The sequence below is a fragment of the Bacillus sp. YP1 genome, from assembly GCF_000877815.1.
Taxonomy (GTDB): Bacteria; Bacillota; Bacilli; order Bacillales; family Bacillaceae; genus Bacillus; species Bacillus subtilis.
In genome coordinates, this window is the sequence record NZ_CP010014.1 from 1,854,803 (window position 1) to 1,876,505 (window position 21,703).

23 protein-coding genes are annotated in these 21,703 nt (G+C 42.6%); 7 read left to right on the forward strand and 16 right to left on the reverse strand.

All coding sequences use genetic code 11. The annotated features are described in order from the left end of the window. Window positions 1-146: 146 nt before the first annotated feature. The 6 genes from QF06_RS08815 to cdaS form a co-directional block, all read right to left on the reverse strand. Complete coding sequence (locus tag QF06_RS08815) at window positions 147-2,063, reverse strand: nitric oxide reductase activation protein NorD (protein WP_041849925.1); 1,917 nt, start codon at window positions 2,061-2,063, stop codon at window positions 147-149. Between the two features lie 10 nt (window positions 2,064-2,073). Continuing rightward, on the reverse strand, window positions 2,074-2,988 hold the full coding sequence (locus QF06_RS08820) for an AAA family ATPase (protein ID WP_010886530.1): 915 nt from the start codon (window positions 2,986-2,988) through the stop codon (window positions 2,074-2,076). A 63-nt stretch (window positions 2,989-3,051) separates the two neighbouring features. Continuing rightward, complete coding sequence (locus QF06_RS08825) at window positions 3,052-3,642, reverse strand: superoxide dismutase family protein (RefSeq protein WP_004399243.1); 591 nt, start codon at window positions 3,640-3,642, stop codon at window positions 3,052-3,054. 92 nt (window positions 3,643-3,734) lie between these two features. Beyond that, on the reverse strand, window positions 3,735-4,979 hold the full coding sequence (cwlS, locus tag QF06_RS08830) for a D-gamma-glutamyl-meso-diaminopimelic acid endopeptidase CwlS (RefSeq protein WP_041849926.1): 1,245 nt from the start codon (window positions 4,977-4,979) through the stop codon (window positions 3,735-3,737). A 381-nt stretch (window positions 4,980-5,360) separates the two neighbouring features. Beyond that, window positions 5,361-6,578, reverse strand: a complete 1,218-nt coding sequence (locus tag QF06_RS08835) for a macrolide family glycosyltransferase (protein WP_041849927.1) — start codon at window positions 6,576-6,578, stop codon at window positions 5,361-5,363. A gap of 235 nt (window positions 6,579-6,813) precedes the next feature. Continuing rightward, window positions 6,814-7,437: a cyclic di-AMP synthase CdaS gene (gene cdaS, locus QF06_RS08840; protein WP_082044616.1), complete on the reverse strand. Its 624-nt coding sequence runs from the start codon at window positions 7,435-7,437 to the stop codon at window positions 6,814-6,816. Between the two features lie 265 nt (window positions 7,438-7,702). On the opposite strand from cdaS, the gene QF06_RS08845 reads away from it, so the two are divergent. Both QF06_RS08845 and rsbRC read left to right on the forward strand, forming a co-directional pair. Next, window positions 7,703-9,061 (forward strand): MATE family efflux transporter, encoded by a 1,359-nt coding sequence (locus QF06_RS08845; RefSeq protein ID WP_021481475.1) that lies wholly within the window; start codon window positions 7,703-7,705, stop codon window positions 9,059-9,061. A gap of 15 nt (window positions 9,062-9,076) precedes the next feature. Continuing rightward, window positions 9,077-9,925: an RsbT co-antagonist RsbRC gene (rsbRC, locus tag QF06_RS08850; RefSeq protein WP_014480032.1), complete on the forward strand. Its 849-nt coding sequence runs from the start codon at window positions 9,077-9,079 to the stop codon at window positions 9,923-9,925. Between the two features lie 25 nt (window positions 9,926-9,950). On the opposite strand, the gene bshB2 is transcribed toward rsbRC, so the two are convergent. The 4 genes from bshB2 to rarD form a co-directional block, all read right to left on the reverse strand. Continuing rightward, complete coding sequence (bshB2, locus tag QF06_RS08855; RefSeq protein ID WP_021481477.1) at window positions 9,951-10,616, reverse strand: bacillithiol biosynthesis deacetylase BshB2; 666 nt, start codon at window positions 10,614-10,616, stop codon at window positions 9,951-9,953. 18 nt (window positions 10,617-10,634) lie between these two features. Further along, complete coding sequence (locus QF06_RS08860) at window positions 10,635-10,985, reverse strand: YojF family protein (protein WP_003231213.1); 351 nt, start codon at window positions 10,983-10,985, stop codon at window positions 10,635-10,637. Then, window positions 10,982-11,260: a hypothetical protein gene (locus tag QF06_RS08865; RefSeq protein ID WP_003231211.1), complete on the reverse strand. Its 279-nt coding sequence runs from the start codon at window positions 11,258-11,260 to the stop codon at window positions 10,982-10,984. Before QF06_RS08865 ends, QF06_RS08860 begins: the two co-directional genes overlap by 4 nt. A 75-nt stretch (window positions 11,261-11,335) precedes the next feature. Then, entirely contained in the window at window positions 11,336-12,232 is an 897-nt protein-coding gene (rarD, locus tag QF06_RS08870) for an EamA family transporter RarD (protein ID WP_041849928.1), read from the reverse strand. Window positions 12,233-12,330: 98 nt separating this feature from the next. Between rarD and gerT the strand changes: the two genes are divergently transcribed. Continuing rightward, window positions 12,331-12,792, forward strand: a complete 462-nt coding sequence (gerT, locus tag QF06_RS08875) for an Hsp20/alpha crystallin family protein (RefSeq protein WP_021481480.1) — start codon at window positions 12,331-12,333, stop codon at window positions 12,790-12,792. 33 nt (window positions 12,793-12,825) lie between these two features. Here the strand turns inward: gerT and QF06_RS08880 are convergent, their stop codons facing one another. After that, window positions 12,826-13,062 carry a hypothetical protein gene (locus tag QF06_RS08880; protein ID WP_014480034.1) on the reverse strand — a complete coding sequence of 79 codons (237 nt, stop codon included), beginning with the start codon at window positions 13,060-13,062 and terminating at the stop codon, window positions 12,826-12,828. 84 nt (window positions 13,063-13,146) lie between these two features. Further along, entirely contained in the window at window positions 13,147-14,481 is a 1,335-nt protein-coding gene (locus QF06_RS08885) for a gluconate:H+ symporter (protein WP_041849929.1), read from the reverse strand. A gap of 364 nt (window positions 14,482-14,845) precedes the next feature. Between QF06_RS08885 and QF06_RS08890 the strand changes: the two genes are divergently transcribed. After that, window positions 14,846-15,235: a tautomerase family protein gene (locus tag QF06_RS08890; protein ID WP_021481482.1), complete on the forward strand. Its 390-nt coding sequence runs from the start codon at window positions 14,846-14,848 to the stop codon at window positions 15,233-15,235. A 404-nt stretch (window positions 15,236-15,639) separates the two neighbouring features. On the opposite strand, the gene yodB is transcribed toward QF06_RS08890, so the two are convergent. After that, window positions 15,640-15,978 (reverse strand): transcriptional regulator YodB, encoded by a 339-nt coding sequence (gene yodB / locus QF06_RS08895; RefSeq protein WP_004399427.1) that lies wholly within the window; start codon window positions 15,976-15,978, stop codon window positions 15,640-15,642. A gap of 129 nt (window positions 15,979-16,107) precedes the next feature. Between yodB and QF06_RS08900 the strand changes: the two genes are divergently transcribed. Beyond that, window positions 16,108-16,716, forward strand: coding sequence for a nitroreductase family protein (locus QF06_RS08900; protein ID WP_014477092.1), 609 nt, complete (start codon window positions 16,108-16,110; stop codon window positions 16,714-16,716). A gap of 42 nt (window positions 16,717-16,758) precedes the next feature. Here the strand turns inward: QF06_RS08900 and QF06_RS08905 are convergent, their stop codons facing one another. Both QF06_RS08905 and QF06_RS08910 read right to left on the reverse strand, forming a co-directional pair. Beyond that, window positions 16,759-17,361, reverse strand: coding sequence for an alpha/beta hydrolase (locus QF06_RS08905; RefSeq protein ID WP_041849930.1), 603 nt, complete (start codon window positions 17,359-17,361; stop codon window positions 16,759-16,761). A 15-nt stretch (window positions 17,362-17,376) separates the two neighbouring features. Next, window positions 17,377-18,288, reverse strand: a complete 912-nt coding sequence (locus QF06_RS08910) for a ring-cleaving dioxygenase (RefSeq protein ID WP_041849931.1) — start codon at window positions 18,286-18,288, stop codon at window positions 17,377-17,379. Window positions 18,289-18,471: 183 nt separating this feature from the next. Here QF06_RS08910 and QF06_RS08915 point away from each other — a divergent pair, with 183 nt between their 5' ends. Continuing rightward, window positions 18,472-18,672 carry a DUF3311 domain-containing protein gene (locus tag QF06_RS08915; protein ID WP_003231189.1) on the forward strand — a complete coding sequence of 67 codons (201 nt, stop codon included), beginning with the start codon at window positions 18,472-18,474 and terminating at the stop codon, window positions 18,670-18,672. After that, window positions 18,672-20,162: a sodium:solute symporter family protein gene (locus QF06_RS08920; protein WP_015714110.1), complete on the forward strand. Its 1,491-nt coding sequence runs from the start codon at window positions 18,672-18,674 to the stop codon at window positions 20,160-20,162. The genes QF06_RS08915 and QF06_RS08920 overlap by 1 nt, the downstream gene beginning before the upstream one ends. A gap of 34 nt (window positions 20,163-20,196) precedes the next feature. On the opposite strand, the gene ctpA is transcribed toward QF06_RS08920, so the two are convergent. Beyond that, a complete protein-coding gene (ctpA, locus tag QF06_RS08925; protein ID WP_043940138.1) occupies window positions 20,197-21,597 on the reverse strand; it encodes a carboxy-terminal processing protease CtpA in 1,401 nt (466 codons plus the stop codon). Window positions 21,598-21,703 lie beyond the last annotated feature (106 nt).

Consider the following 21,703-nt stretch of genomic DNA (forward strand, 5'->3'; position numbering starts at 1 on the left):
GTAATAAAAACGCTTCCAACGATATTTTACCACTGTTTGCAATTTGATTCTACCTTGATTGTTCACAAAATAGTAAAAAACCTTTATAAAAAACAAAAAATTTAATCATTCGAAAAAACAAACGCCAAAAAGCATAGGATTAAGGGCTATCCTATGCTTTTATGAAGCAGTTTTTTCAGCAGCGGATACAAAACATCCGGTAGCTGATCAACATCCGGGACAAATATACTGAATTTTCCGTACATATCCTGGATCGTCTTCATTTGCGATTCTTCTATTTCTGAGTTGGAGAGAAAAACATTTATCACTTCTATTCCTCTTTTTCGGGCTTCGATAACCGCCTCACTTGTATCAACGATCCCATTTTGTTCGTAGCCAAATGCGGCCGGCTCTCCATCTGAGAAAACAATTAAGAACTTTTGCGCCTCGCTGCGATGCAGCATTTTTTTCGTCATCTGCCTAATTGCGTACCCGTCACGGTTATCTTCTTCTGGCTCAAGCTGCATAATGGCCGGTCCAGAATCTTGTCTTAATGATGATTGGAAGGGAATAACCGTATTGAAATAGTTTGGCTGGCTTGTTTCGGTTGCATCATTTGTGTCCTCCCAAAAACCGACAATCTGATGCGGAACCGCTACCGATTTCAACGCTTCGTGAAACAGCACGATTCCTCGTTTTGTTTCGTCCATTTTGTCGAACATGCTGGCGGAACAATCGACCAGCAATGTAAAAACTGCGTCAATTTCTGAAGACGGTTCTTGCTTTTTGTAGAACAGGCGCGGATTTCGCTCAGTGAAGTAACGAAGAAGCTTATTGTTCAGTCTCCCGGCATGAAGGTCTGTTCTCGGCAATGTTTTTTTATGCTCCAGCGTTTTTTGAATCATTTGTTTTAAACGCTTTTGATACGATTCAATCGTTTTTGCCTGCTGTTTATAAGAAAGCTCTTCTTCACTGGTTGCCGGCCGCGGTTCTTTATAAATTGGAAATGCATATTTATTTTCTTTGCCGTCAGCCATACCCGCTCCGTTCGGCTGGTCTTTTTGGGACTCCAGCGCTTCCAGCTTGGAATAGTCTTTCCGTTTCGTTTGTCTGGCTGATCCTTGAACAGAACCAAGGGCCTGATCTCCGTCGTCGCCTTCCCTTGAAGCATCTTTTCCTAAATCTGATTTTGCGCCGTGTTCAATATCAAATTGAAGGAAGCTTTTAGACGGTGCTTCAGTTTCCCGGTGCCATGTCGGCATTTCTTCTTCATGGATATCCTCATCACCCTCTGATTGTTTTGGAAGCGTGATGTCATCACTCAGCTTCGGCGCTTTTTTCTCTTCTTCAAATAACGGCTGTTCTGCAGCTTTTGCGTAATCAAGCTCAGGCAAAAAGAAGTAGGTGTTCAACATGTCTTTATCGAGTACCTCTTCAAGTCCGTCCATGAGGTCCTCAACAATTTTCAGAACCTGCCGTGTCGAATCTGCTTCATACACACGCAAGAGCTGCTGCTCAATAAACGGGCGCATCAGATCGATATCTTCACGCATGGATGGAAGGGTCTCGAGCGGCGATTCCGCTGTGAGCTTGACATAGATCGCGCAAAAGAGCGCATCGGTAAAAATGCTTCGTTCCAAATTTAAGGTCAGCTGGGTTGAGAAATGTTTTCTGTACATGTCTTTTCGCTTCGCAAATACATGTTTCGTACCCGGACGCTCACGTTTGATGCATTCTTCGATCCTAATGTCTTCAAGCAGCATAAAGAGCTGCTTGGCAAAACTTTTAAAGGTGAGATGACGATGGGTATCATTCAAAAAGTTCGCAAACTCATGCAGCGAGCTATATCTTGTTCCGACTGAACGCAGGTAGACGTCGCTTTTCAGACCCGCTTCCATGTCCTCAGCTGCCCTGTCTTTCCAAAAGTGGCTCATATAGATTTTCTTTTCAAATGGATTGTAATAGGACTGAACGCCATACTCCACTTCTACCGCTTCACTCTTGGTGAGTGTTTTGGCCAAATCAGTCAGCATCATAAATAAAAATGAATCAATCGTGCTGTCGTTAAATTTGATAAATTTCATCGCAGCCCCCTCATTCAAACAGAGTTTCTGCAATATTTCGGACGGCCGCTTTTTCCCGATCATCATCAAGCTTTTCTACAATTCCCCGCTCAATGGCACGACGCGGCGGAATATAAGCGGCTAAATCACATGTATCGATTAAAGCTCTGATGGACGCCGCTTCTTCAGACACCTGTCCGTTATTGGCCTGAACGATCAAGTCAGAGGAAAGCGTGATAAATCTGTCAATCAATTTCTCGTCTTTCAGGGCTGACTGAGACATGAGCACTTGTTTCAGCAGCTCGCCTTTAATATAAGGCACATCAATGATGACAAAACGGTTTTTCAACGCTTCATTCAGAGGAACAGTTCCGACATAGCCTTCATTGATGGCTGCAATGACTCCGAAACCGCTTTTAGCCCGTATGACCTCGCCTGTAAACGGATTTGTCATCATTTTTCTGTAATCTAATACACCGTTTAAAATAGGCAGTGTTTCCGGCTTCGCCATATTGATTTCATCTATATAAAGAAAATGGCCTTCCTTCATTGCCTTTGTAACAGGTCCTGAAACAAACTCGATTGTCGCCTGGCCAGATTGATTTTCAATCGTTTTATAACCGACCAATGCCTCAGCGTCCAAGTCGACTGAACAGTTGACACTGTGCATCGGTTTATGAAAATAGCTGGACAATGTTTCTGCCAGCTTTGTTTTACCTGAACCTGTAGGCCCTTTCAGCAGGACATTTTTCCCCATGGCTAATGCAATAATGGCGTCAAATAAAATGGCTTCATCCTCCGCCTCATAGCCTGATGTTCCTATAAGCGATTGAAACTCCGGGGAAATAGGCTGCTCTTTATATGATAAAAGCTTTTGTTGTATATCTTCCGGCAATGTTAAGTGCTGTAGTTGAGTTGTCATAGACAGATTCCCTTTCCTATTCATATTCCATTAACGAGTATACTAAAAAAGCCCCTGTATGCTCAATACAAAAGGGCTTGGATGATATTACTGCTTCTCGTTATTTCCCAAAAGGGCTCCGCAGACAATACGCGCACCGGAATTGCCGCTCGGGTTTGTCAGATAATCGTCCGCTTGTTCATGAATAATAAATGCACTTCCGTCCTCGTCGAGAATATTTAGTTTACTTCCTTTTTTCAGTGAAGTGTCAGGCGCATTCATTATGACATCTACCTTTCCATCAGCACCGACTTCAAGGTTCGGCAGATCTCCGGCATGATGCCCCATCGGATTATTGAAGCCGTGTTCTTTGTTCAGTGGATTAAAGGGACCGCCCGCTGATTCAAAATCCGGCCTGACACAAGAACCTTTCTCATAAATATGAAAACCGAGAGAAGCACCTGGACGCAGGCTGTTTGCGGAAATATGAATATCGAGGCCTTCATCATCTGATTCTTTGATCTCTATAAAACCGACTGCTTTCCCTTCACGATTGACCAGCTGGACATGATGACCAAACGCTGACGTTTCAACCACTTTTTTTTCCGGCACCCGGTTAGGAGGGTCTGGAGGTTTTTTTTGTCCGCATCCGGCAACTCCCAGTGCCGTCAGCATCATCAACAGCAAGAGACGGTGCATACTGTCTCCCCCTTGTTTTTTCTAACAGTGTGGTCAATCATTGTCTGGTATAAACAAAAAAGCCTATAAAAGGCTTTTTGTCATACTCATTTTTAAAAATAACTTCTTGCGCCCAAGTACCGCTGTTTCCAATACGAATTGCTGAGATTGGAAATGTCGACGCCCGATGAGCTTGCATGAATAAAATCACCGCCGCCTAGATAAATCCCCATATGAGACGGGCCGGATTTATATGTGGTAAAGAAGACAAAGTCTCCTACTGACGGCTGGCTGACTTTCTGCATGACATTCCAATATCCTGCCGTACTCAATCTTGATATAGATGATACATTATTAATGAGGTAATAAATGAAGCCGCTGCAATCAAAACCGGCAGGCGTGTTTCCGCCCCATCGGTAAGGCACTCCGACATATTTTTTCGCTTCCGTGATCATTCTGTCAATCTTCGAGCCTATTTGAATGTTTGACCCTGAGTTATCTTTTGGCTTTGTTGGCTTTGTCGGATGTGAAGGATTAGATTTTGATGTTCCAGAAATAGTCAGAACCTGCCCGATTTGCAGCACATCCGATGATAAATTGTTTTTATCACGGATGCTTTGGACAGTGACTCCGAGCCGATTTGCAATTTTCCACAGCGAATCGCCTGCTTTTACCTTGTACGTCGTTGTTTTTGAGGGATTGGAGTTTGACGGCTTTTTGGAACCGCTGTTTCCGTTCTTAGGCGAACTGCTTCCTTTTATTTTGAGCACCTGTTTAGGATAAAGTGTATCTGATGTTAAGCCATTTAAGGTTTTTAATTCGGCTACAGTCATATTTAAGCTGTTTGCGATTTTCCACAGTGAGTCACCAAGCTTGACCGTATATGTACTTTTTGAAGAACCTGAAGAATTGGAACCGCTGTTTTTCTTTGATCCATTTGATCCGCTTGAACTGCTTGTCCCTTTGATCTTAAGCTTTTGCCCCGGACGAATCAGGTCACTGCTCAGGCTGTTTAAGCTTTTAAGCTCAGAAACACTCATTTTATGATTTTTAGCAATCATCCATAGGGAATCACCATATGCAACTGTGTATGTTGACGTTTTGCTTGAATTAGATGGGGATGTCGTGCTTTTTTTGCTGCTTTCAGGAACCTTAAGACTTTGTCCGACATAAAGCACCGTTGATTTCAATTTGTTTTCGGATTTCAGAGCTGATATTGTCGTATCATACTGGCGGGAAAGTTTCCAAAGAGAGTCACCGCTTTTTACTTTTATCGTTTTTGCTTCCGCGGGTGCTGCGGCCATCGACGACCCAACAACTGCAGAAACAGCCAAGCCGGCTACAATCTTCTTTTTCATTCATTCAACCTCCTAAACTGTTTTTTTTGTAAAAACAGCTAGTATTTTGTTTCCAAAAATGGCACACAACTGTTTTATCGTCAATTTTTCAGCAAGTTAAACCCTTTTCAAACATTTGGCGCAGCATTTTCAGCATCGTTCGACCTTTAAACCTTCAAATAAACATCTAACATTTTACATAAGCACGATATGTTTTTCGAAAGTCTAAGGAACTATTTAAGTGAGGGTAAAATGATGGTTTTCTATTGATGAACGAAGCAGTTTCTCCTCCTTTCTTGTCTATTTTTCTAATCAATTCTCTATCGGCGTATCAAATCCCTTCCTCTGCATTCTTATGAAATGGCAAAAAGCCTGTTCTTTCGATAAGAACAGGCTTTTACACTATGCGTTTGCTGATTGAGTTTTTTGTTTTACAGCTTCAAGAATGCTATCGGCTGCTTTTTTAGAGCCGCCTGCCGCTTTCAGTGATTGTCCAATTTCTTTTGCCTTTTCAGCATACGAACGATTATTCATTACATCTTGTATCGTCTCTTTCAGTAGGCTTTCAGACAATTCTTCCTTTTTAATTACTTTTCCTGCGCCGACTTTTTCTACCTGATCTGCGACAACAAATTGGTCGCCTCCCATCGGAATGACAACGAGCGGGGTTTCAAAATACAAACCTTCACTTGTGCTGTTCATTCCGCCGTGGGTCACAAATAAGCTGGCTCTTTTCAAGATCTCAAGCTGAGGGACATACGGGCGTACAATGAAATTCTCCGGAATGTCGTTTAACTCACTTGTTTTAATATGCTTGCCGATGGAAAGCACAACTTTACCGTCAAAGTCCTTACACACTTCAAGGCATTGATTAAAAAACTGCTTTTGATTATTAAAAATGGTTCCCATTGAAATAAACAGCACGTTTTCATTGTCAATCTGATCAAATGGGAAATCATTGTTTCCGGCTCTTTCTGTAATGGAAGGACCGACAAATACATATCGCTCGCCAAATTGCTCAGCCAGTGGCTGAAATTCCCTTGATGTAAAGACAATTGTCAAGTCACCATCAGCTAAAAAAACATCAAATGGCTTCTTGATCTCTGCTTGAAAATCAGCATTTAAAGTTTCTGCAAGCTGCTGGTATGATTCATAATGAGGCGAATCTTCAAGTGATCCTTTCATGTACGCTCCCATCATTTCCTTCGCAAATTCCTCATTCATCGCAAAGGTTGTACACAATGAAAATCTTGGCAGCTTCAGCATGTTGGCAATGACTTTACCCGCGAGAAGATGGTGATCATATATGACATAATCATACGATTCATGTTTGACTTCCTCATAAATATGAGTCGCGATATCCTTACAGGCTTTCAAAAAAGCGCAGAGCATTTCTGTGAAATCTCTTTCTTCATCGCCGGTTGCGTTTTTCCCGAAGTAATCTCCTCTGAAATCATGATACTCACGAAACTCTATATCAAGAGCTGTGATTTTTTCTTTATATTCCTTCACTGCGTAGTACGTAATGTTTTCTCCCCGGGATTTCAGCTCCTTCATCACACCGATAGAGGGATTAATATGCCCTTCACCGGGGAAACCGATCATTAATACATTAGCCATGCGGCAGCACCCTTCCTTTGAGAATTTATGTAATATTTTATACGGTACTATAAATGCATAAACAGGTAAAGTATTTCACTTAATTAATATTCATCATATATAACTTTTCTACCAGTTTATATTCCCTGTCTTCAAGACAAAAAGCATTCAGCTTGAAGCGAATGCTTTAATAAAGATGCGAATTCAGTCATTTTGTCTCATGATAGGATTCTTAATCAGGCCCTTTTTATTATTTTTACGTTCTTGGTGAAATTAACGGATATAATACACCGTCTTTGGCAAACGACATCTCCCCTGTTTCCTCTGAAACCACGAGCACCAGTGCATCCGTATAGCCCGACATACCGAGAGCCGCCCGGTGCCGGGTTCCCAAATGGATATCCACTTCCTTCGTCGTCAGCGGGAGCACATTGGCTGCTGACACGAGTTTGTTTTCCCTCACTAACAAAGCGCCGTCATGAAGAGGGTTTCCGGGGAAAAAGATGCTTTCAATTAATGAAGAGCTGATCTCGGCGTGTAGGGAGGTGCCTTTTTGAATAAAATGTTCAACCGGGTCCGCTCTTTCAATCACAATTAAAGCTCCATGCTTATGTTCCGATAAGGCTTTAATCGCCTTGGCCAGCTCAATAAATGCCGGCGTAAATTCCTCAATGTATGATTGCAAATAAAAGGAGGATGCAATCCCCTGCATGTCCTGAAAAATGTGCCCTAATTCATCTAATTCACAAAGGAGACACTGGTCTTTTTCGTGAAGCGTTTTCAAGATTAGAGATGCATCACCTAATATTTGCTCTAGGTACACCTGTATTTTCCCCTTGAACGCATTTTCTGATATCTGCTCATAGCGCATAATCTTCATCTCCTGTTCAAATTTCCAACTTTTCACGAATGCTTATCTTATTGATGCACATTCTATTGGTAAAGGAGGGATGTAAAGAATGGAAATCGAAAGAATCATTCAGTATATTTGCACCTTTTTAGGCGTGATTTCGCTTTCTTTTATTTATGCCCAAATGTTTAGAAAAACGAAACCGACAAAAAAAGAATAGGCCCGGCGTTCATTGCTTTTTATACATAAAATGTTATAATTTCTCTCGTTATGAAAAAGAAACGGAGATCAATGTATGAAAGAAACTCAAAATGCCCGGGAAAAAATCAAACAGCTCTTGCACATTTTAATACCGATATTCATTACCCAGGCGGGGCTTTCTCTTATGACTTTTCTAGATACGGTGATGTCAGGGAAAGTCAGCCCCGCTGATTTAGCGGGTGTCGCGATTGGCTCAAGCCTTTGGACCCCTGTTTACACAGGACTTGCAGGTATATTAATGGCGGTCACCCCGATTGTCGCTCAGCTATTAGGCGCAGAGAAAAAACAGAAGATCCCCTTTACTGTTTTACAGGCTGTATACGTGGCCGCGCTACTTAGCATCGCCGTTTTATTGATTGGATATGCTGCAGTTGACCTTATTCTTGGCCGATTGAACCTTGATATTCACGTGCATCAGATTGCTAAACACTTTTTAGGCTTTTTATCACTGGGAATTTTCCCTTTATTTGTTTACACCGTGTTGAGATCATTCATCGACTCATTAGGAAAAACGAGAGTCACCATGATGATTACACTCAGTTCTCTTCCGATCAATTTTGTATTGAATTATGTATTTATCTTCGGGAAGTTCGGAATGCCGGCACTTGGGGGTGTCGGCGCGGGGCTGGCATCCGCTTTAACTTATTGGTGTATCTGCATCATCAGTTTTTTCATTATTCATAAAAACGCACCGTTTTCTGAATACGGGATTTTCCTTACCATGTATAAGTTCTCTTGGAAAGCATGCAAAAATTTGCTCAAAATCGGGCTGCCTATTGGGTTCGCCGTGTTTTTTGAAACGAGCATTTTCGCAGCTGTCACGCTTCTAATGAGCCATTTTCATACAGTGACCATCGCGTCCCACCAGGCAGCCATGAATTTTGCGTCTCTTTTATATATGCTGCCGCTCAGCGTGTCCATGGCTCTAACAATTGTTGTCGGGTTTGAAGCGGGTGCAGCCCGTTTTAAGGATGCACGCTCATATAGCTTAATCGGCATCATGATGGCAATCGGCTTTTCTTTGTTCACTGCCGCCTGTATCCTTTTATTCAGAGAGCAAATTGCGGGCATGTACACTTCTGACCCCGATGTGCTCCGGCTGACACAGCACTTTTTAATTTATGCGCTATTTTTTCAGCTTTCCGATGCTGTTGCCGCACCGATCCAGGGAGCACTCAGAGGGTACAAAGATGTGAACTATACGCTTGCGGCCGCTTTTGTCTCTTACTGGGTCATTGGCCTTCCGGTCGGTTATATGGTCGGTACGTTTACAAGCCTCGGTGCATTCGGCTATTGGATTGGATTAATAGCAGGACTCGCCGCCGGAGCAGTTGGGCTATTTTTCAGGCTGGCAAAACTGCAAAAACGTTATTCGCAAAAACAACACATTTAAAAGAGGTGATCAATCATGGCAAAAAACAAAAAATTATTCGAGTATCTTTCCCAGCATGCGGAAACCATCAGTTCAACGTGGTATGAAACAATCGAGGAGACTGACCCCAATTCCATTTATGCCTCAACAGACCCTGTTGTCATTCACAATTTAAAGAGCCAGAATCTTGCCTTTAACTATAAAATAAACCGTATTTTTATAGATGATGAGGACGTATACTTGCCTATACTGAAAGAATGGGCTTTTGAAGTCACACAGGATCAAGAGCATTTAAAAACTCCTATCCACTATATTATTCGGGAGTTTGTCAGAGTGAGAGATTTATATGTTTCCTATGTGAAAGAATTTGTCCATCTCAATCAGGATACTGTGAAAAGCGAAGAAGCCGAAGACCTGTATCACGCCCTTATAAAAGCGTTTGATCTTGTGATTCATATTTTTATAGAAGAAATGTACAAAAACACAAGCCTTCAGCTTCAGGCCCAAAAAGATATGATTACTGAATTGAGCGCTCCGGTCATCGTGCTGTTTCACAGCGTCGGACTGCTGCCTTTAATCGGAGATATTGATACAGTCCGCGCCAAGCTGATTATGGAAAACACACTGCATCAATGTGCGAAAAAAAAGGTGACACAACTGTATATTGATTTATCAGGAGTAGCTGTGATTGATACGATGGTTGCCCATCAGCTGTTCAGTCTGATTGAGGCGCTTCGTTTAATCGGTGTTTCTTCAACTTTGTCTGGAATCCGTCCGGAAATCGCGCAAACAGCGGTTCAGCTAGGTTTGTCTTTCGAAGGTATTTCCTTGAGATCCACTCTCGCTTCAGCAATTGCATCGGACTTAAAATTAAAAAAGGTATAAGGCTTAAGGCCTTATACCTTTTTGATTAATCATTCCATTGATACGTCCAATATATTTCTTCTTCAAACCATGTTGCCATAACAGGTTCATTATTTTTCAATTTCTCTTCAAGCTCTCTGAGCATGCCTTCTGTTTGTGTGCGGTGAGCTCTTAACGCATTCATTTTAATATCAGCTACTTCTTTGATATCAAGTACGACATCAGCTTCGCCGAGAACCTCTTCTCTATTGCGGGTAATGGCCATGCAGAGCGTGCGCGGACGGTCTTCTTTCTTTTTGCGATATAATGCACGGATAACCGCTTCCCCGCATGCATCATGGTCAGGGTGCACACCGTGTCCGGGATAAAATGTGACAATTAAACTTGGTTTTACATCATCTATGATCTCTTCCATGATATCAGCTAAATACTCATCATCTTCAAATTCGAGCGTTTTGTCACGGAGTCCAAGCATACGAAGGTCATTGATATCCATTTCTTTGCAAGCGTTGATGAGCTCTTGTTTTCTTAGCAGCGGCAACGTTTCACGATTCGCGAAAAATGGATCGCCCATATTTCTGCCCATTTCACCTAAAGTGGCGCAGGCATACGTAACGGGAATGTCTTTTTTTCTGTTTAAGGCAATGAGGCCTGCCACTCCATATGATTCATCATCAGGGTGAGGCAGGATTACTAATACGTGTTCTTTCATTATTTTTCACCCTTTTCTTTAAACTGTGAACGGTTTTTCACTGATTTGCAGAGAAATAGCCAGTTTACCGCCCGGCAGGTGCCCCGCCATTAATAAACGGTTTTCTTCATCTACCGTGTATTCAGTCAAGCCTTCAGCATAAATCCAGCCTTCTTCTGTTTTCAATCCAACGCGGTAAGGCCCGTTGCCTTTGATTTTTGCCTGATGATAAGTGACTTTTGCATTGCGGATATACGCAACAACCGTCATGTTCTTTTCATTTAAGTGCGCTGAATAAGAACCTGTGGTGGTTTCTAAATGGATATATACAGGGCGGTCCGCATATCGTTCTAAAGATGCTTGCACATCTTCTTTTATGATCGCTTTCATGATTGCTCCCCTCTTTCTTCTTTTAAATACTCTGCACGTTCTGTATGTAATTTGACCAGCTGATATTTCACAGCCGGTTCGAGCTGTGAATTCACAATGCGCTGAATCGCGGCAAAATATTTTTCCAGCATCGGTTTTCGGAGTCTTGGATGTGTTCGTTTATCCAAGAGCTCAAGATCAATCGCCTCTGCTACCGCTTCTGCGTCATCATGTGCGAGAGATCGGTTATTCCAAAGTGAAGCATAGGCTTTCACTATCTCTTTATCATTGTCCATCGTCTTGCTCCTTTATGTCTTACATACATGAAATGATTATACATAATATATGCATCAGCTGAAAAGCCAAAGGCCTCAATGGCTTTTTGACGCCCGTTTCCACTTCACTTGTGAAAACGTAAACAAGAGCAGCGCAGCCCATATACAGCTGAATGTAAAAGCCTTCGAGCTTGAAAATGGCTCATGGTAAACAAACAGCCCGATCAGCAGGGTAATGGTCGGCGCAATATATTGTAAGATACCGACTTGATACAGTGGTAGCCGTTTCGCTCCTTCCGCAAACAATAAGAGCGGCAAAGCCGTAAACACACCGGCCAAAAAGAGAAGCAGCCACGTCCCTCCGCTTTCTGCACCCGCTGGCTGATCATGTCCACTGAACAGCAAATACCCCAATGCAATGGGCATAATCATGAATGTTTCCAGCGTTAAACCGATGGCGCTCGGCAGGCTTGTTCTTTTTTTGCTTAACCCGTACAGCCCAAAGCTGAATGCGAGGAGAAGCGCAACATAAGGAATGGAGCCGTATTGGAACGCCGAGATGATGACACCGGCTGCCGCAATCGAAACGGCCACTAATTGCAGGCGATTCAGTTTTTCCTTTAAAAATAAAATCCCAAGGAGCACTGATACAAGCGGATTAATGTAATAGCCAAGACTAGCCTCAAGCAAAAAGCCATGGTTTACAGCCCATATGTATACAAACCAGTTGATCGAAATCAGGATAGAAGCAAGAAATAAAGAGAGGATCCCTCCGTTCTTTTTCAGAGAGCGCAGCTCCTGCCATCCTATTTTCCATTGCCGCAAGAAAAAAAGTACGATACACATAAAAACAAAAGACCATATAATACGATGAGCCAAAATATCAAGAGCCGGCAGCTGTTCGAGAAGCTTCCAATAGAGCGGAAACAGGCCCCACATGATAAAGGAAACGGCTGTGTAAATAACGCCTTTTTTTGTTTCTGAATATTGCATTTATATCCCTGCCTTTCTTTAGAGCATCTTATATTATATCACGTGAAAGATCTGGCGGGCATATACTATTTTGTCCGTGAAGAAAGGATGTGAAGACAATGTTTGAGTGGAACAAGTACTTTCCTTTCCACAATCAATTTTCTAAAGAAGCATTAAAAAAAGCTGATCCGAAAGAAGTTGAAACGTATGTCAATCGTGTGATGGAAAGTGTGTTCGGCAGTGATTATGCGGCTCAATTTCCTTTCCGCGATCCTCTCCCCCAAAAAGAACAGCCCGCCAAACCTGATGTCAAACCTGATATTGATATATTCGAAACTGCAGACCATGTGTTTGTAAAGGTGCCAATCAGCGAAGAATGGCTGGAACAAGTGAGAATCAAACACACATCTCACGAATTATGGTTGGAAAACTTCCCAAGAGCAGATCATCCGAAAAAAGTAAATCTTCCTTGTTTAGTCAAACGCAAAGGAACAAAAGCCGTCTATAAGGATGGCCTTCTGGAAGTCATGTTTCAAAAGCAGCAAGACTACAATATGTCCGAGGTAGAAATCATCCGATAAAAAACGGCCTGCAATCGATGCAGGCCGTTTTTATTAATAGAAGCCGGGATATCCCCCGTATGGCACGCCGGCACCAAAACCGTACGGACCGCCTCCGTATCCATAAGGGCCAGGAGGATAGGCATAGGGACGAGAATAGTTAAACAGCGCACTCCCGAGAAAACCGCCTAATAAACCGCCGACTAGAGGAGCGCCAAACAAAAAAGGACTACGCGCCGGATATCCGGCTGGACCTGGGATTCCGCGATAATACGAATGATGAGGGTACATGATTTTTTCCTCCTTTATGTCTGCCTATACGTAAAGTATTCAGCAAGGAAGAAAAACGATTGGGCTACGGACTGTCTATGATTGTTACATCACAAGCTCTGCCAATAACACACAGCCGAGTCCTGTAACCGAAAGAACTGTTGTAAGCAGCGTCCAGGTTTGAAATGTTTCTTTCATGCTCAAGCCCAAAAATTCCTTTACCATCCAAAATCCTGCATCATTTACATGACACGCAATGACACTGCCGGCTCCTGTTGCAAGCACCATTAACGCGGGGGTTACACTGCCAGCCTCCATAAGCGGAGCTGCCATTCCCGCTGTGGTAAGCGCAGCCACGGTAGCAGAGCCTAGACACAGACGCAGAACCGCGGCGATGGTCCATGCAACGAATAGCGGCGACATGTTTGTTTGGCGGAAAAAATCAGCGACATAATCGCCGACCCCGCCGTCAATCAGCACCTGTTTAAACGCTCCTCCCCCTCCTATGATGAGCAGCATCATCGCAATTTGCGAAATTGATTCTGAAATAGATCTGCTGATTTCCTGCATAGGTATTTTACGGGCATATCCCATCGTATAGAGTGCAAGCAACAGCGAAATGAGCATTGCCGTTCCCGGAGTGCCGATAAATTCTATAATGTCTTTTCCTTTTGAATGTTCATTCAATAATAAAGAAAAAACTGTTGCCATTGCCATAAAGATAACCGGGAATAAAGACGTGACAGCACTGATCGCAAAGCCCGGTGTTTCATCCAGCTGAAATTCTTTCCTCGGTCCTAACCCCGATAAGTTTCCATGCTTTTGATACGCACCAGGAAACCGTTTCATCGCAAATTTATTAAATAAAGGCCCGGCAATCACAGTTGTCGGAACAGCGATGATGATTCCAAAAAGCAGCACCTGGCCAATATGGGCACCGTATGCAACTGAGATAGCAGTTGGAGCAGGATGCGGGGGCAAAAATCCGTGAGTAACATTTAAGGCGGCGGCCATCGGGATTCCCAGATACAGAAAAGGCATTTTTAATTCTTTAGCAATCGCGTAAACAATCGGTATCAACAGAACAAGACCCACTTCAAAAAACAGCGCAATACCGATGATAAAAGAGGCAACTACAACCGCCGCCTGTATTCGTTTCCTCCCGAATTTGTCAATCAGCGTAATGGCAATCCGGTAGCCGCCCCCAGCATCAGAGACAAGCCTCCCAAGCATCGCGCCAAGTCCAAACACTAAAGCTAAATGCCCCAGCTGCCCGCCAATTCCATCCTCAATTGAAAGAACAATTTTATTGATATCCATTCCAAGTCCGATGGCTACTAAAAATGAAACGACAATCAGTGAGACAAAGGTATTTAATTTTACTTTAATAATGAGAAATAACAGAATCAGCACTCCGACAGCTACAATTAAAATCGGCATGGAACCCCCTCCAAAAGTGTTTTATATGATTCTCGCGACATTGTTTCGGCGCTTTTCATGCCTAAATTAATAGAAAACGCTTTTATTTTAAATAACAACGTCTTGGTTATATGGTTGTTATCTTTTGATCAACTAATATGTTCGTACTAATCTCCTAATCAATGACTGTCAATCGTTTTTATGAGCTTGTCTCGATTATCTACCGCCTAACCTAATGATTCATTAGTTATATGTTGATTAACTTTTGGTTATATGTTATGTTTTTTAAAGTTGACAGCCAATCATTATATCTCTCCATTGTCTGAAAGCAAACGAGACAATATGAGAACAGACGGATAACAACTTCACAAGAGGAGGAGTACACATGCCATTATTGCGTTTTGATGTAATTGAAGGCCGTGACGAAAAATCGCTGCAATTGTTATTAGATACTGCTCACCAAGCGATGGTTGAAGCGTTTGGTGTTCCGGAAAGAGACCGTTATCAAATTGTCCATCAGCATCCCGCAAACGAGCTTATAATCCAAGATACGGGATTAGGGTTTCAGAGAACCAAGGATATGGTCATCATTAGCATGACAAGCAAAGCAAGAACCGAAAGCCAAAAGGAAAAATTGTATGCTCTGCTTGCTGAAAGGCTAGAAGAAAAATGCGGAATTTCCCCTGAAGACCTAATGGTATCTATTACTGAGAATGGTGACGCAGACTGGAGTTTTGGTCTCGGTGAGGCGCAATTTTTGAATGGAAAACTATAAGATTTCGTCTCCCCACAAAAAAAGAAGAGAGAGCTCCAAAGAAGCTCTCTCTTTTTTCATAAATGCGGAAGTCATCAGTATAGAAGCATCCAGCAATACGAAAAACCTGGATCTCCTTTTAGATCCGGTTTAAATGCCAATTGGAAGCTGACTGGGTTTTGGCCGAAAATATAAAATTTTGCTGATTTGCATAATAAGATACATCATAATCCCCATTTACAATAGGTTGGATGTTATAGCTTATTGATCATTTCCTATTTTATATATCCCCTTCATATGCACATGACACTTTTGCCATCCGGAAATATCAGTCTGACAAATATAAAAAGTCATGTAAACGGGTGTGAACCGTACTTACATGACTCACCATGGAAACAAGAGCGCTTTTTCAGACGCCGCTTTCCTTATTTCTCTTCTTCACACACTGTGTCACCAGGCTCGCAAAATTGATCGGCCCATGCCTGCATCTCTTGAAATACAGCTTGAAGCGCTGTTCCTTTTTCAGTCAGCGTGTAGATGACTTTGACCGGCGTTTCAGGGAGAACCTGCCGTTCGACAATCTCGTTTTGTTCAAGCTCCTTCAAGCGCTCTGCCAACATTTTTTGGCTGATCATCGGTATTGTTTCCGTTATCTCTTTAAACCGTTTCGGCCCATCCATTAGCACATGGATGATCAGACCGTTCCATCGTTTTCCCAGCAATGAGAATGCGGATTCCATTTTAGGGCACATCGTATTTCCCACAAGCCTTCATCCCTTCATCTATTGATTGACATGTATTCAATGATCCATTACAATAATCTTTCAAGTTACATTTAGTAAGCTTCTAACTTTTCTATTATCATACCACGTTTATCCGAAGGAGGAAACACTATGACGAATACTCTGGATGTTTTAAAAGCACGTGCATCTGTAAAGGAATATGATACAAATGCCCCGATCTCTAAGGAGGAGCTGACTGAGCTATTAGACCTTGCCGCTAAAGCGCCTTCCGCTTGGAACCTTCAGCATTGGCATTTTACAGTATTCCACAGCGATGAATCAAAAGCGGAGCTTCTTCCTGTAGCGTATAATCAAAAACAAATCGTTGAGTCTTCTGCTGTTGTTGCCATTTTAGGCGATTTAAAGGCAAATGAAAACGGTGAAGAAGTTTATGCTGAATTAGCAAGCCAAGGCTATATTACGGATGAAATCAAACAAACATTGCTCGGCCAAATCAACGGTGCTTACCAAAGCGAGCAATTCGCACGTGATTCCGCTTTCTTAAATGCTTCTTTAGCTGCTATGCAGCTTATGATTGCCGCAAAAGCAAAAGGTTATGACACTTGCGCAATTGGCGGATTTAACAAAGAGCAGTTCCAAAAGCAATTCGATATCAGTGAGCGCTATGTTCCGGTTATGCTAATTTCAATCGGCAAAGCAGTGAAGCCTGCGCATCAAAGCAACCGTCTGCCGCTTTCAAAAGTATCAACTTGGCTGTAAGGATATGAAAAACCTTAGTCCGAAATCCGGACTAAGGTTTTTTTATACAATCGCCTCTTTGTACCATTCACGAGCCTGTTCAGCTTCATGCTGAGTCAGCTGATGGCCCCCGTCCTGCCAGAAAACGGAGGCTGATGCCCCGCTGTCACGCAAATAGCGGTAAAGCTCTTCTGATTCTTCCTTCGTGCAGAGAGGGTCGTATTTCCCGGCACCGATAAAAACAGGAAGCTCCGCCATATCAGGCAGCTCGATACCCCGAATCGGAACCATTGGATGATGCAGAATAGCCCCTTTTAACACATCTTTATAATGAAAAAGCAGGCTTGCCGCAATGTTTGCGCCATTTGAATATCCGACTGCAATCACTTTGCCGCGATCAAACTGATGCGTTTCTGCAGCCTCGTCGATAAAATCTTTCAATTCTCTTGTCCGCACCACAAGATCTTTTTCATCAAAAACTCCTTCACTCAGACGTTTGAAAAATCGCGGCATTCCATTTTCAAGCACCGATCCTCTGACACCAAGCAAATGGGCATCAGGGTCTATAAACCGCCCCAATGAAAGCAGATCGTGTTCATTACCGCCCGTGCCATGCAACAGCAAAAGTACGTTGTCAGATGTTCCTTTTTCATAAATATGCTTCATTATAAATTCCCCCTTTTAAAGTTCAGGTAAAATGTCTGTAATTTGGTGTCTATGTTTCTCCAGCCATTCAGGCAGTTTTAAGGAAGTCCCTAGCTCAGAAAACGTTTCATCTGTCATAAAGCCCGGTTCATCTGTGGCAATTTCAAATAAGATACCGCCTTTCTCCCTGAAATAAACTGATGTAAAGTATTCCCTGTCGAGAATTTCTGACGAAGGCAGATGGTTTTCAGCAATAATCGGCAGCCATTTCGCCTGTTCGTTTTTCTTTGTCCGAAACGCTATATGGTGTACCGTACCATATCCTCCGACTCCTCTTTTTTCAGGATGTAAATGGACATCAATGACACCGCCGACGGCCGCTGAGGATGCCAGTCTGACAATCTGGTCTTCTTCGGCCACTTTGGTGTATCCAAAGCTTTCCGTTAACAATTGTATGGTCGCCTGCGGGTCGTAGGAATATAGCAGCACACCTTTCATTCCCGTAATTGCTTCATTTGTTGTGATCCCGTCAGGCGTCCACTCGCTTTTGCCGCTTTTCGCATCCTCCATGATCGCCAGCGGAAGGTCTTCTGTATCATCAAAAATAAGACCTTTTTCACCAAACAACGTTTTTTCCTCTAGGCTCAGCCCGCTTTTCTCAAGACGCTCCTTCCAAAAAAACAGGGAGCCTGAGGGAACTGAAAAGTACACCCGGCCCGCTTGGCCTTTTCCTACCGTTCCCTGTCCGCTTCCTTGGAACGGAAAAAAGGTCATTATTGTACCGGGATCTCCGTTTTGATTCCCAAAGTAAAAATGATACGTTCCGGGATCATCAAAGTTTACTGTTTTTTTAACAAGCCTGAGCCCAAGCACTTCTGTATAAAATCGCAAGTTTTCTTGCGGATCTCTGGCGAATGCTGTGACATGGTGCAATCCTTCTGTTTTCATTTTCTCACTCCTATTTATCTCGATTTCAAGATATTTATTATTTTAAACCTTTATTGAAAAGGATGCAAACCATGTGTTTTGATTAAATAATTGAAAAAATCATTTTTTTCTAATAATTATCTTGTGATCTTTTCTTACAACTGCTATTATAGTGAGCATTATCATGTTTCAGGAGGAAAGTAAATGGTTAAAAAAGCACTTATTGTTATTCTCATTCTTTTGCCATTCGTTCAGCTCGCGCTTTTGCCGCTTGTGAATCGAATAGAACCGATTATGTTCGGCCTGCCGTTTTTCCACTTTTGGCTGCTGCTGTGGATTATTGTTACGCCGTTATGCTCGTTTGGCATTTATCAGATGCAAAAAAAAGATGGAGGACTTGAATAATGCAAGGGAATCTGACTGCACTTCTCATTACTGCTATTATTGTTTTAACCGTTGTCTGTATCGGCTTTCTTGCCGGAAGAGACAAATCCTCACGCACTTCTGTGGAAGAATGGTCTGTCGGCGGCAGACGCTTCGGCGGTCTTCTCGTCTGGTTTTTAGTAGGCGCTGACCTTTATACGGCCTATACTTTCTTAGGGTTGACCAGTACTGCTTTTACAGGCGGAAGTGTTGCATTTTTCGCCATTCCTTATTCTGTGTTGGCCTACTTTATCGCCTACTTCTTCTTGCCAAAACTTTGGAAAGTTGCGAAAATTCATAAATTAACAACACTCGCGGATTATGCCCGGGAACGTTTTAACAGTAAGCTTTTGGCAAGCCTCGTTGCCATCGTCGGGGTACTCATGCTTATTCCGTACATATGCCTTCAGCTGAGTGGCATTCAAGACACGCTTCAGGTTGCCGGCACCGGATATATTAACGTAAAATTCGTTGTGATCATTTCATTTATTCTTGTTGCTCTTTACACATTCTTCAGCGGGATTAAAGGGCCTACATATACAGCCATCATTAAGGACATTTTAGTATGGGTCATTATGCTGTTTATGGTGGTGTCCCTCCCTCTCATTCATTTTAACGGCTGGACACCGATGATTGACACGTTAGTGAAGGAAGCGCCGCAAATGCTGACGATACCTGCAGAAGGGCCAAAAGGCATCCCTTGGTTTATCACAGCATCTATTGTTTCCGCTCTGGCACTTTTTATGTGGGCACACGCCGCTACAGGAGTTTTTACAGCGAAAAGCGCCGATGCAGTAAGAAAAAACAGCATGTTTTTGCCGCTTTATAATATCGTGTTAATTTTGGTTATTTTTCTTGGCTTTATCGCCTTTCTTGTTTTGCCGGAAGATACAAATCCAAGGCTGGCGCTGCTACATTTGATTCAAACATCTTATGGCGGCGTGGCACAAGGCTTTGCATATGCCACTATCGCTCTTGCTTCATTAATACCTTGTTCCATTATGGCAATCGGAGCATCGAATTTATTCGCCAACAACCTATACCGGGATTTGATTCATCCGAATGTGTCGCAAAGCAAGCTGACCCTTGTCACACGTTCAATGGTCTTTGTTGTCATCGGTCTTGCGCTTCTGTTTGGAATGCTGTTTCCGACTGCCTTAGTGACACTTCAGCTATTAGGTGTATCCGGTATGGTGCAAATCTTCCCTGCGATTGCTGTCAGCCTGTTCTGGAAAAACCAAACGAAAGAAGCAACGGTTATCGGATTATTAGCCGGCCTAGCGGTAACGTTTATTGTGTATATCACTCAATCCGCACATGGCATTTATGAAGGATTCTGGGGATTGGCTGCCAACATGATCGCTGTGGTTATCCTGAATCCGCTGTTCGTTAAAAACGCGGGATCCAATCCTGTCATTGAAGGTTTATTTGGCAAAAAACAAGACGCTAATCCAAATCAAAAGGGCGCATAAAAAAACCATACGCGGCAGCCGCGTATGGTTTTTTTTACATTTCTTTTTTCAGTGTTTCAATTGCCTTTTCCATTTGCGTATCATTATCAGACAGCTTCTTTTGAAGTTCTATCATTAATTTCGTTGTTGTATCGCCAGTCAGTATGCCTGTTTCATTCAGCTTCTCTTTTTTCTGGAACTGTTTGACGACAGATACAAAATCCTGGTCATACGTACTGTTAACCTTTACCTTGTAACCAAGTGCTTTGAGCATTTTCTGAGCCACTTTGACGTTTGTGCCTGTATCACCTGATTTGTACGTTTTATCTGCGTCCAAATACGGCAGCTTCGCGTAATCAGGCAGCTCTGCTTTCACTTGAGGCTTGATGCCTTTTTTGTGAATCCATTCGCCGTCAGCAGTCAGCCATTTGGCAACTGTCAGTTTGACGGTAGAGCCATCATCATATTCTTTTGCCGTTTGTACTGTACCTTTGCCGAATGTCGTCTCGCCGATTAACGGTACGTTTGACGATTCATGAAGGGCAGCGGCCATAATTTCGGCTGCGCTTGCTGTACCGTCATTTACTAAAACGACGGTCGGCTTGGTCACTTTCCGTTCTTTTTCGGCCTTCATGACTTCTTTTGAACCGTTTTTGTATTCAACCTGCATGATGTTTTTCCCTTTATCAATGAACAGGTTGCTCATCGTAATCGCCTGTTCCATTAAGCCGCCCGGGTTGCCTCTCAAGTCTAAAATATAGCCTTTGGCGCCTTTTTTCTCTAAACTGTCAATCGCATCTGTCAGTTCTTTAGCTGTTGTTTCAGAGAAAGAAGTGATTTGAATTTCTCCAATGTTGTTGTCTTTCATCTCTGAATAGACAGTCTCTACAGGAATGGTATCGCGCTTAATGGAAAGATCGATATTCCCCACTCCCGCTCTGTTCAGTTCAAGCTTTACCTTTGTGCCCTTTTTGCCTCGGATTAAAGCGACGGCTTCATTTACATTCATGCCTTTTACGCTTTTTCCATTCACCTTAATGATTTGGTCTCTCGGTTTGATACCGGCTTTTTCAGCAGGTGAACCTTTAATTGGGGATACAATAAGGATTTCTCCGTCTTTCTCCTCTACTTGGGCTCCGATTCCTTCAAAAGATGCTGAAATCGTCTCGTCGAATGATTTCGCTTGCTCTTGATCCATATATGTAGAATACGGATCATCCAGTGATTGAATCATTCCTTTAATTGCTCCGTCTACTAATTTGTCATCATCTGTTTTTTGGTAATAATCACTTTTGATTTGCTCATACGCTTTATTTAATTTGTCGAACTTGCTGTCTCCTGTGCTTGCTGATTTTTGGCCCAGGATACTGGAATTGCCCGTAATAAATAAAGTAAGCGCCGAAGCGACAACTGCAGTGATCAGCACAATAAAAAACAATTTTAATTGCCGTTTCAATTAAACACCACCTTTTTCTTCTTACATTATTATCATGGACGAATTCTTATTCGTCAACTCGGAGCAGAAATGAAAGAGAAACGCCCTTCTTTTGCTTTTCATAAAC

Excerpts from the sequence above, each read along its gene's own strand:
- QF06_RS08865 (WP_003231211.1), bottom strand. The coding sequence starts at position 11,260 with ATGGACAATGATAAAGAGATAGTGAAAGCCTATGCTTCACTTTGGAAT.
- QF06_RS08915 (WP_003231189.1), top strand. The coding sequence starts at position 18,472 with ATGGTTAAAAAAGCACTTATTGTTATTCTCATTCTTTTGCCATTCGTT.
- QF06_RS08890 (WP_021481482.1), top strand. The coding sequence starts at position 14,846 with ATGCCATTATTGCGTTTTGATGTAATTGAAGGCCGTGACGAAAAATCG.
- cdaS (WP_082044616.1), bottom strand. The coding sequence starts at position 7,437 with ATGAAGATTATGCGCTATGAGCAGATATCAGAAAATGCGTTCAAGGGG.
- QF06_RS08860 (WP_003231213.1), bottom strand. The coding sequence starts at position 10,985 with ATGAAAGCGATCATAAAAGAAGATGTGCAAGCATCTTTAGAACGATAT.
- QF06_RS08910 (WP_041849931.1), bottom strand. The coding sequence starts at position 18,288 with ATGAAAACAGAAGGATTGCACCATGTCACAGCATTCGCCAGAGATCCG.
- QF06_RS08825 (WP_004399243.1), bottom strand. The coding sequence starts at position 3,642 with ATGCACCGTCTCTTGCTGTTGATGATGCTGACGGCACTGGGAGTTGCC.
- bshB2 (WP_021481477.1), bottom strand. The coding sequence starts at position 10,616 with ATGAAAGAACACGTATTAGTAATCCTGCCTCACCCTGATGATGAATCA.
- rarD (WP_041849928.1), bottom strand. The coding sequence starts at position 12,232 with ATGCAATATTCAGAAACAAAAAAAGGCGTTATTTACACAGCCGTTTCC.
- rsbRC (WP_014480032.1), top strand. The coding sequence starts at position 9,077 with ATGGCAAAAAACAAAAAATTATTCGAGTATCTTTCCCAGCATGCGGAA.
- QF06_RS08920 (WP_015714110.1), top strand. The coding sequence starts at position 18,672 with ATGCAAGGGAATCTGACTGCACTTCTCATTACTGCTATTATTGTTTTA.
- cwlS (WP_041849926.1), bottom strand. The coding sequence starts at position 4,979 with ATGAAAAAGAAGATTGTAGCCGGCTTGGCTGTTTCTGCAGTTGTTGGG.
- gerT (WP_021481480.1), top strand. The coding sequence starts at position 12,331 with ATGTTTGAGTGGAACAAGTACTTTCCTTTCCACAATCAATTTTCTAAA.
- QF06_RS08820 (WP_010886530.1), bottom strand. The coding sequence starts at position 2,988 with ATGAATAGGAAAGGGAATCTGTCTATGACAACTCAACTACAGCACTTA.
- QF06_RS08880 (WP_014480034.1), bottom strand. The coding sequence starts at position 13,062 with ATGTACCCTCATCATTCGTATTATCGCGGAATCCCAGGTCCAGCCGGA.
- QF06_RS08815 (WP_041849925.1), bottom strand. The coding sequence starts at position 2,063 with ATGAAATTTATCAAATTTAACGACAGCACGATTGATTCATTTTTATTT.
- QF06_RS08905 (WP_041849930.1), bottom strand. The coding sequence starts at position 17,361 with ATGAAGCATATTTATGAAAAAGGAACATCTGACAACGTACTTTTGCTG.
- QF06_RS08835 (WP_041849927.1), bottom strand. The coding sequence starts at position 6,578 with ATGGCTAATGTATTAATGATCGGTTTCCCCGGTGAAGGGCATATTAAT.
- QF06_RS08845 (WP_021481475.1), top strand. The coding sequence starts at position 7,703 with ATGAAAGAAACTCAAAATGCCCGGGAAAAAATCAAACAGCTCTTGCAC.
- QF06_RS08885 (WP_041849929.1), bottom strand. The coding sequence starts at position 14,481 with ATGCCGATTTTAATTGTAGCTGTCGGAGTGCTGATTCTGTTATTTCTC.
- QF06_RS08900 (WP_014477092.1), top strand. The coding sequence starts at position 16,108 with ATGACGAATACTCTGGATGTTTTAAAAGCACGTGCATCTGTAAAGGAA.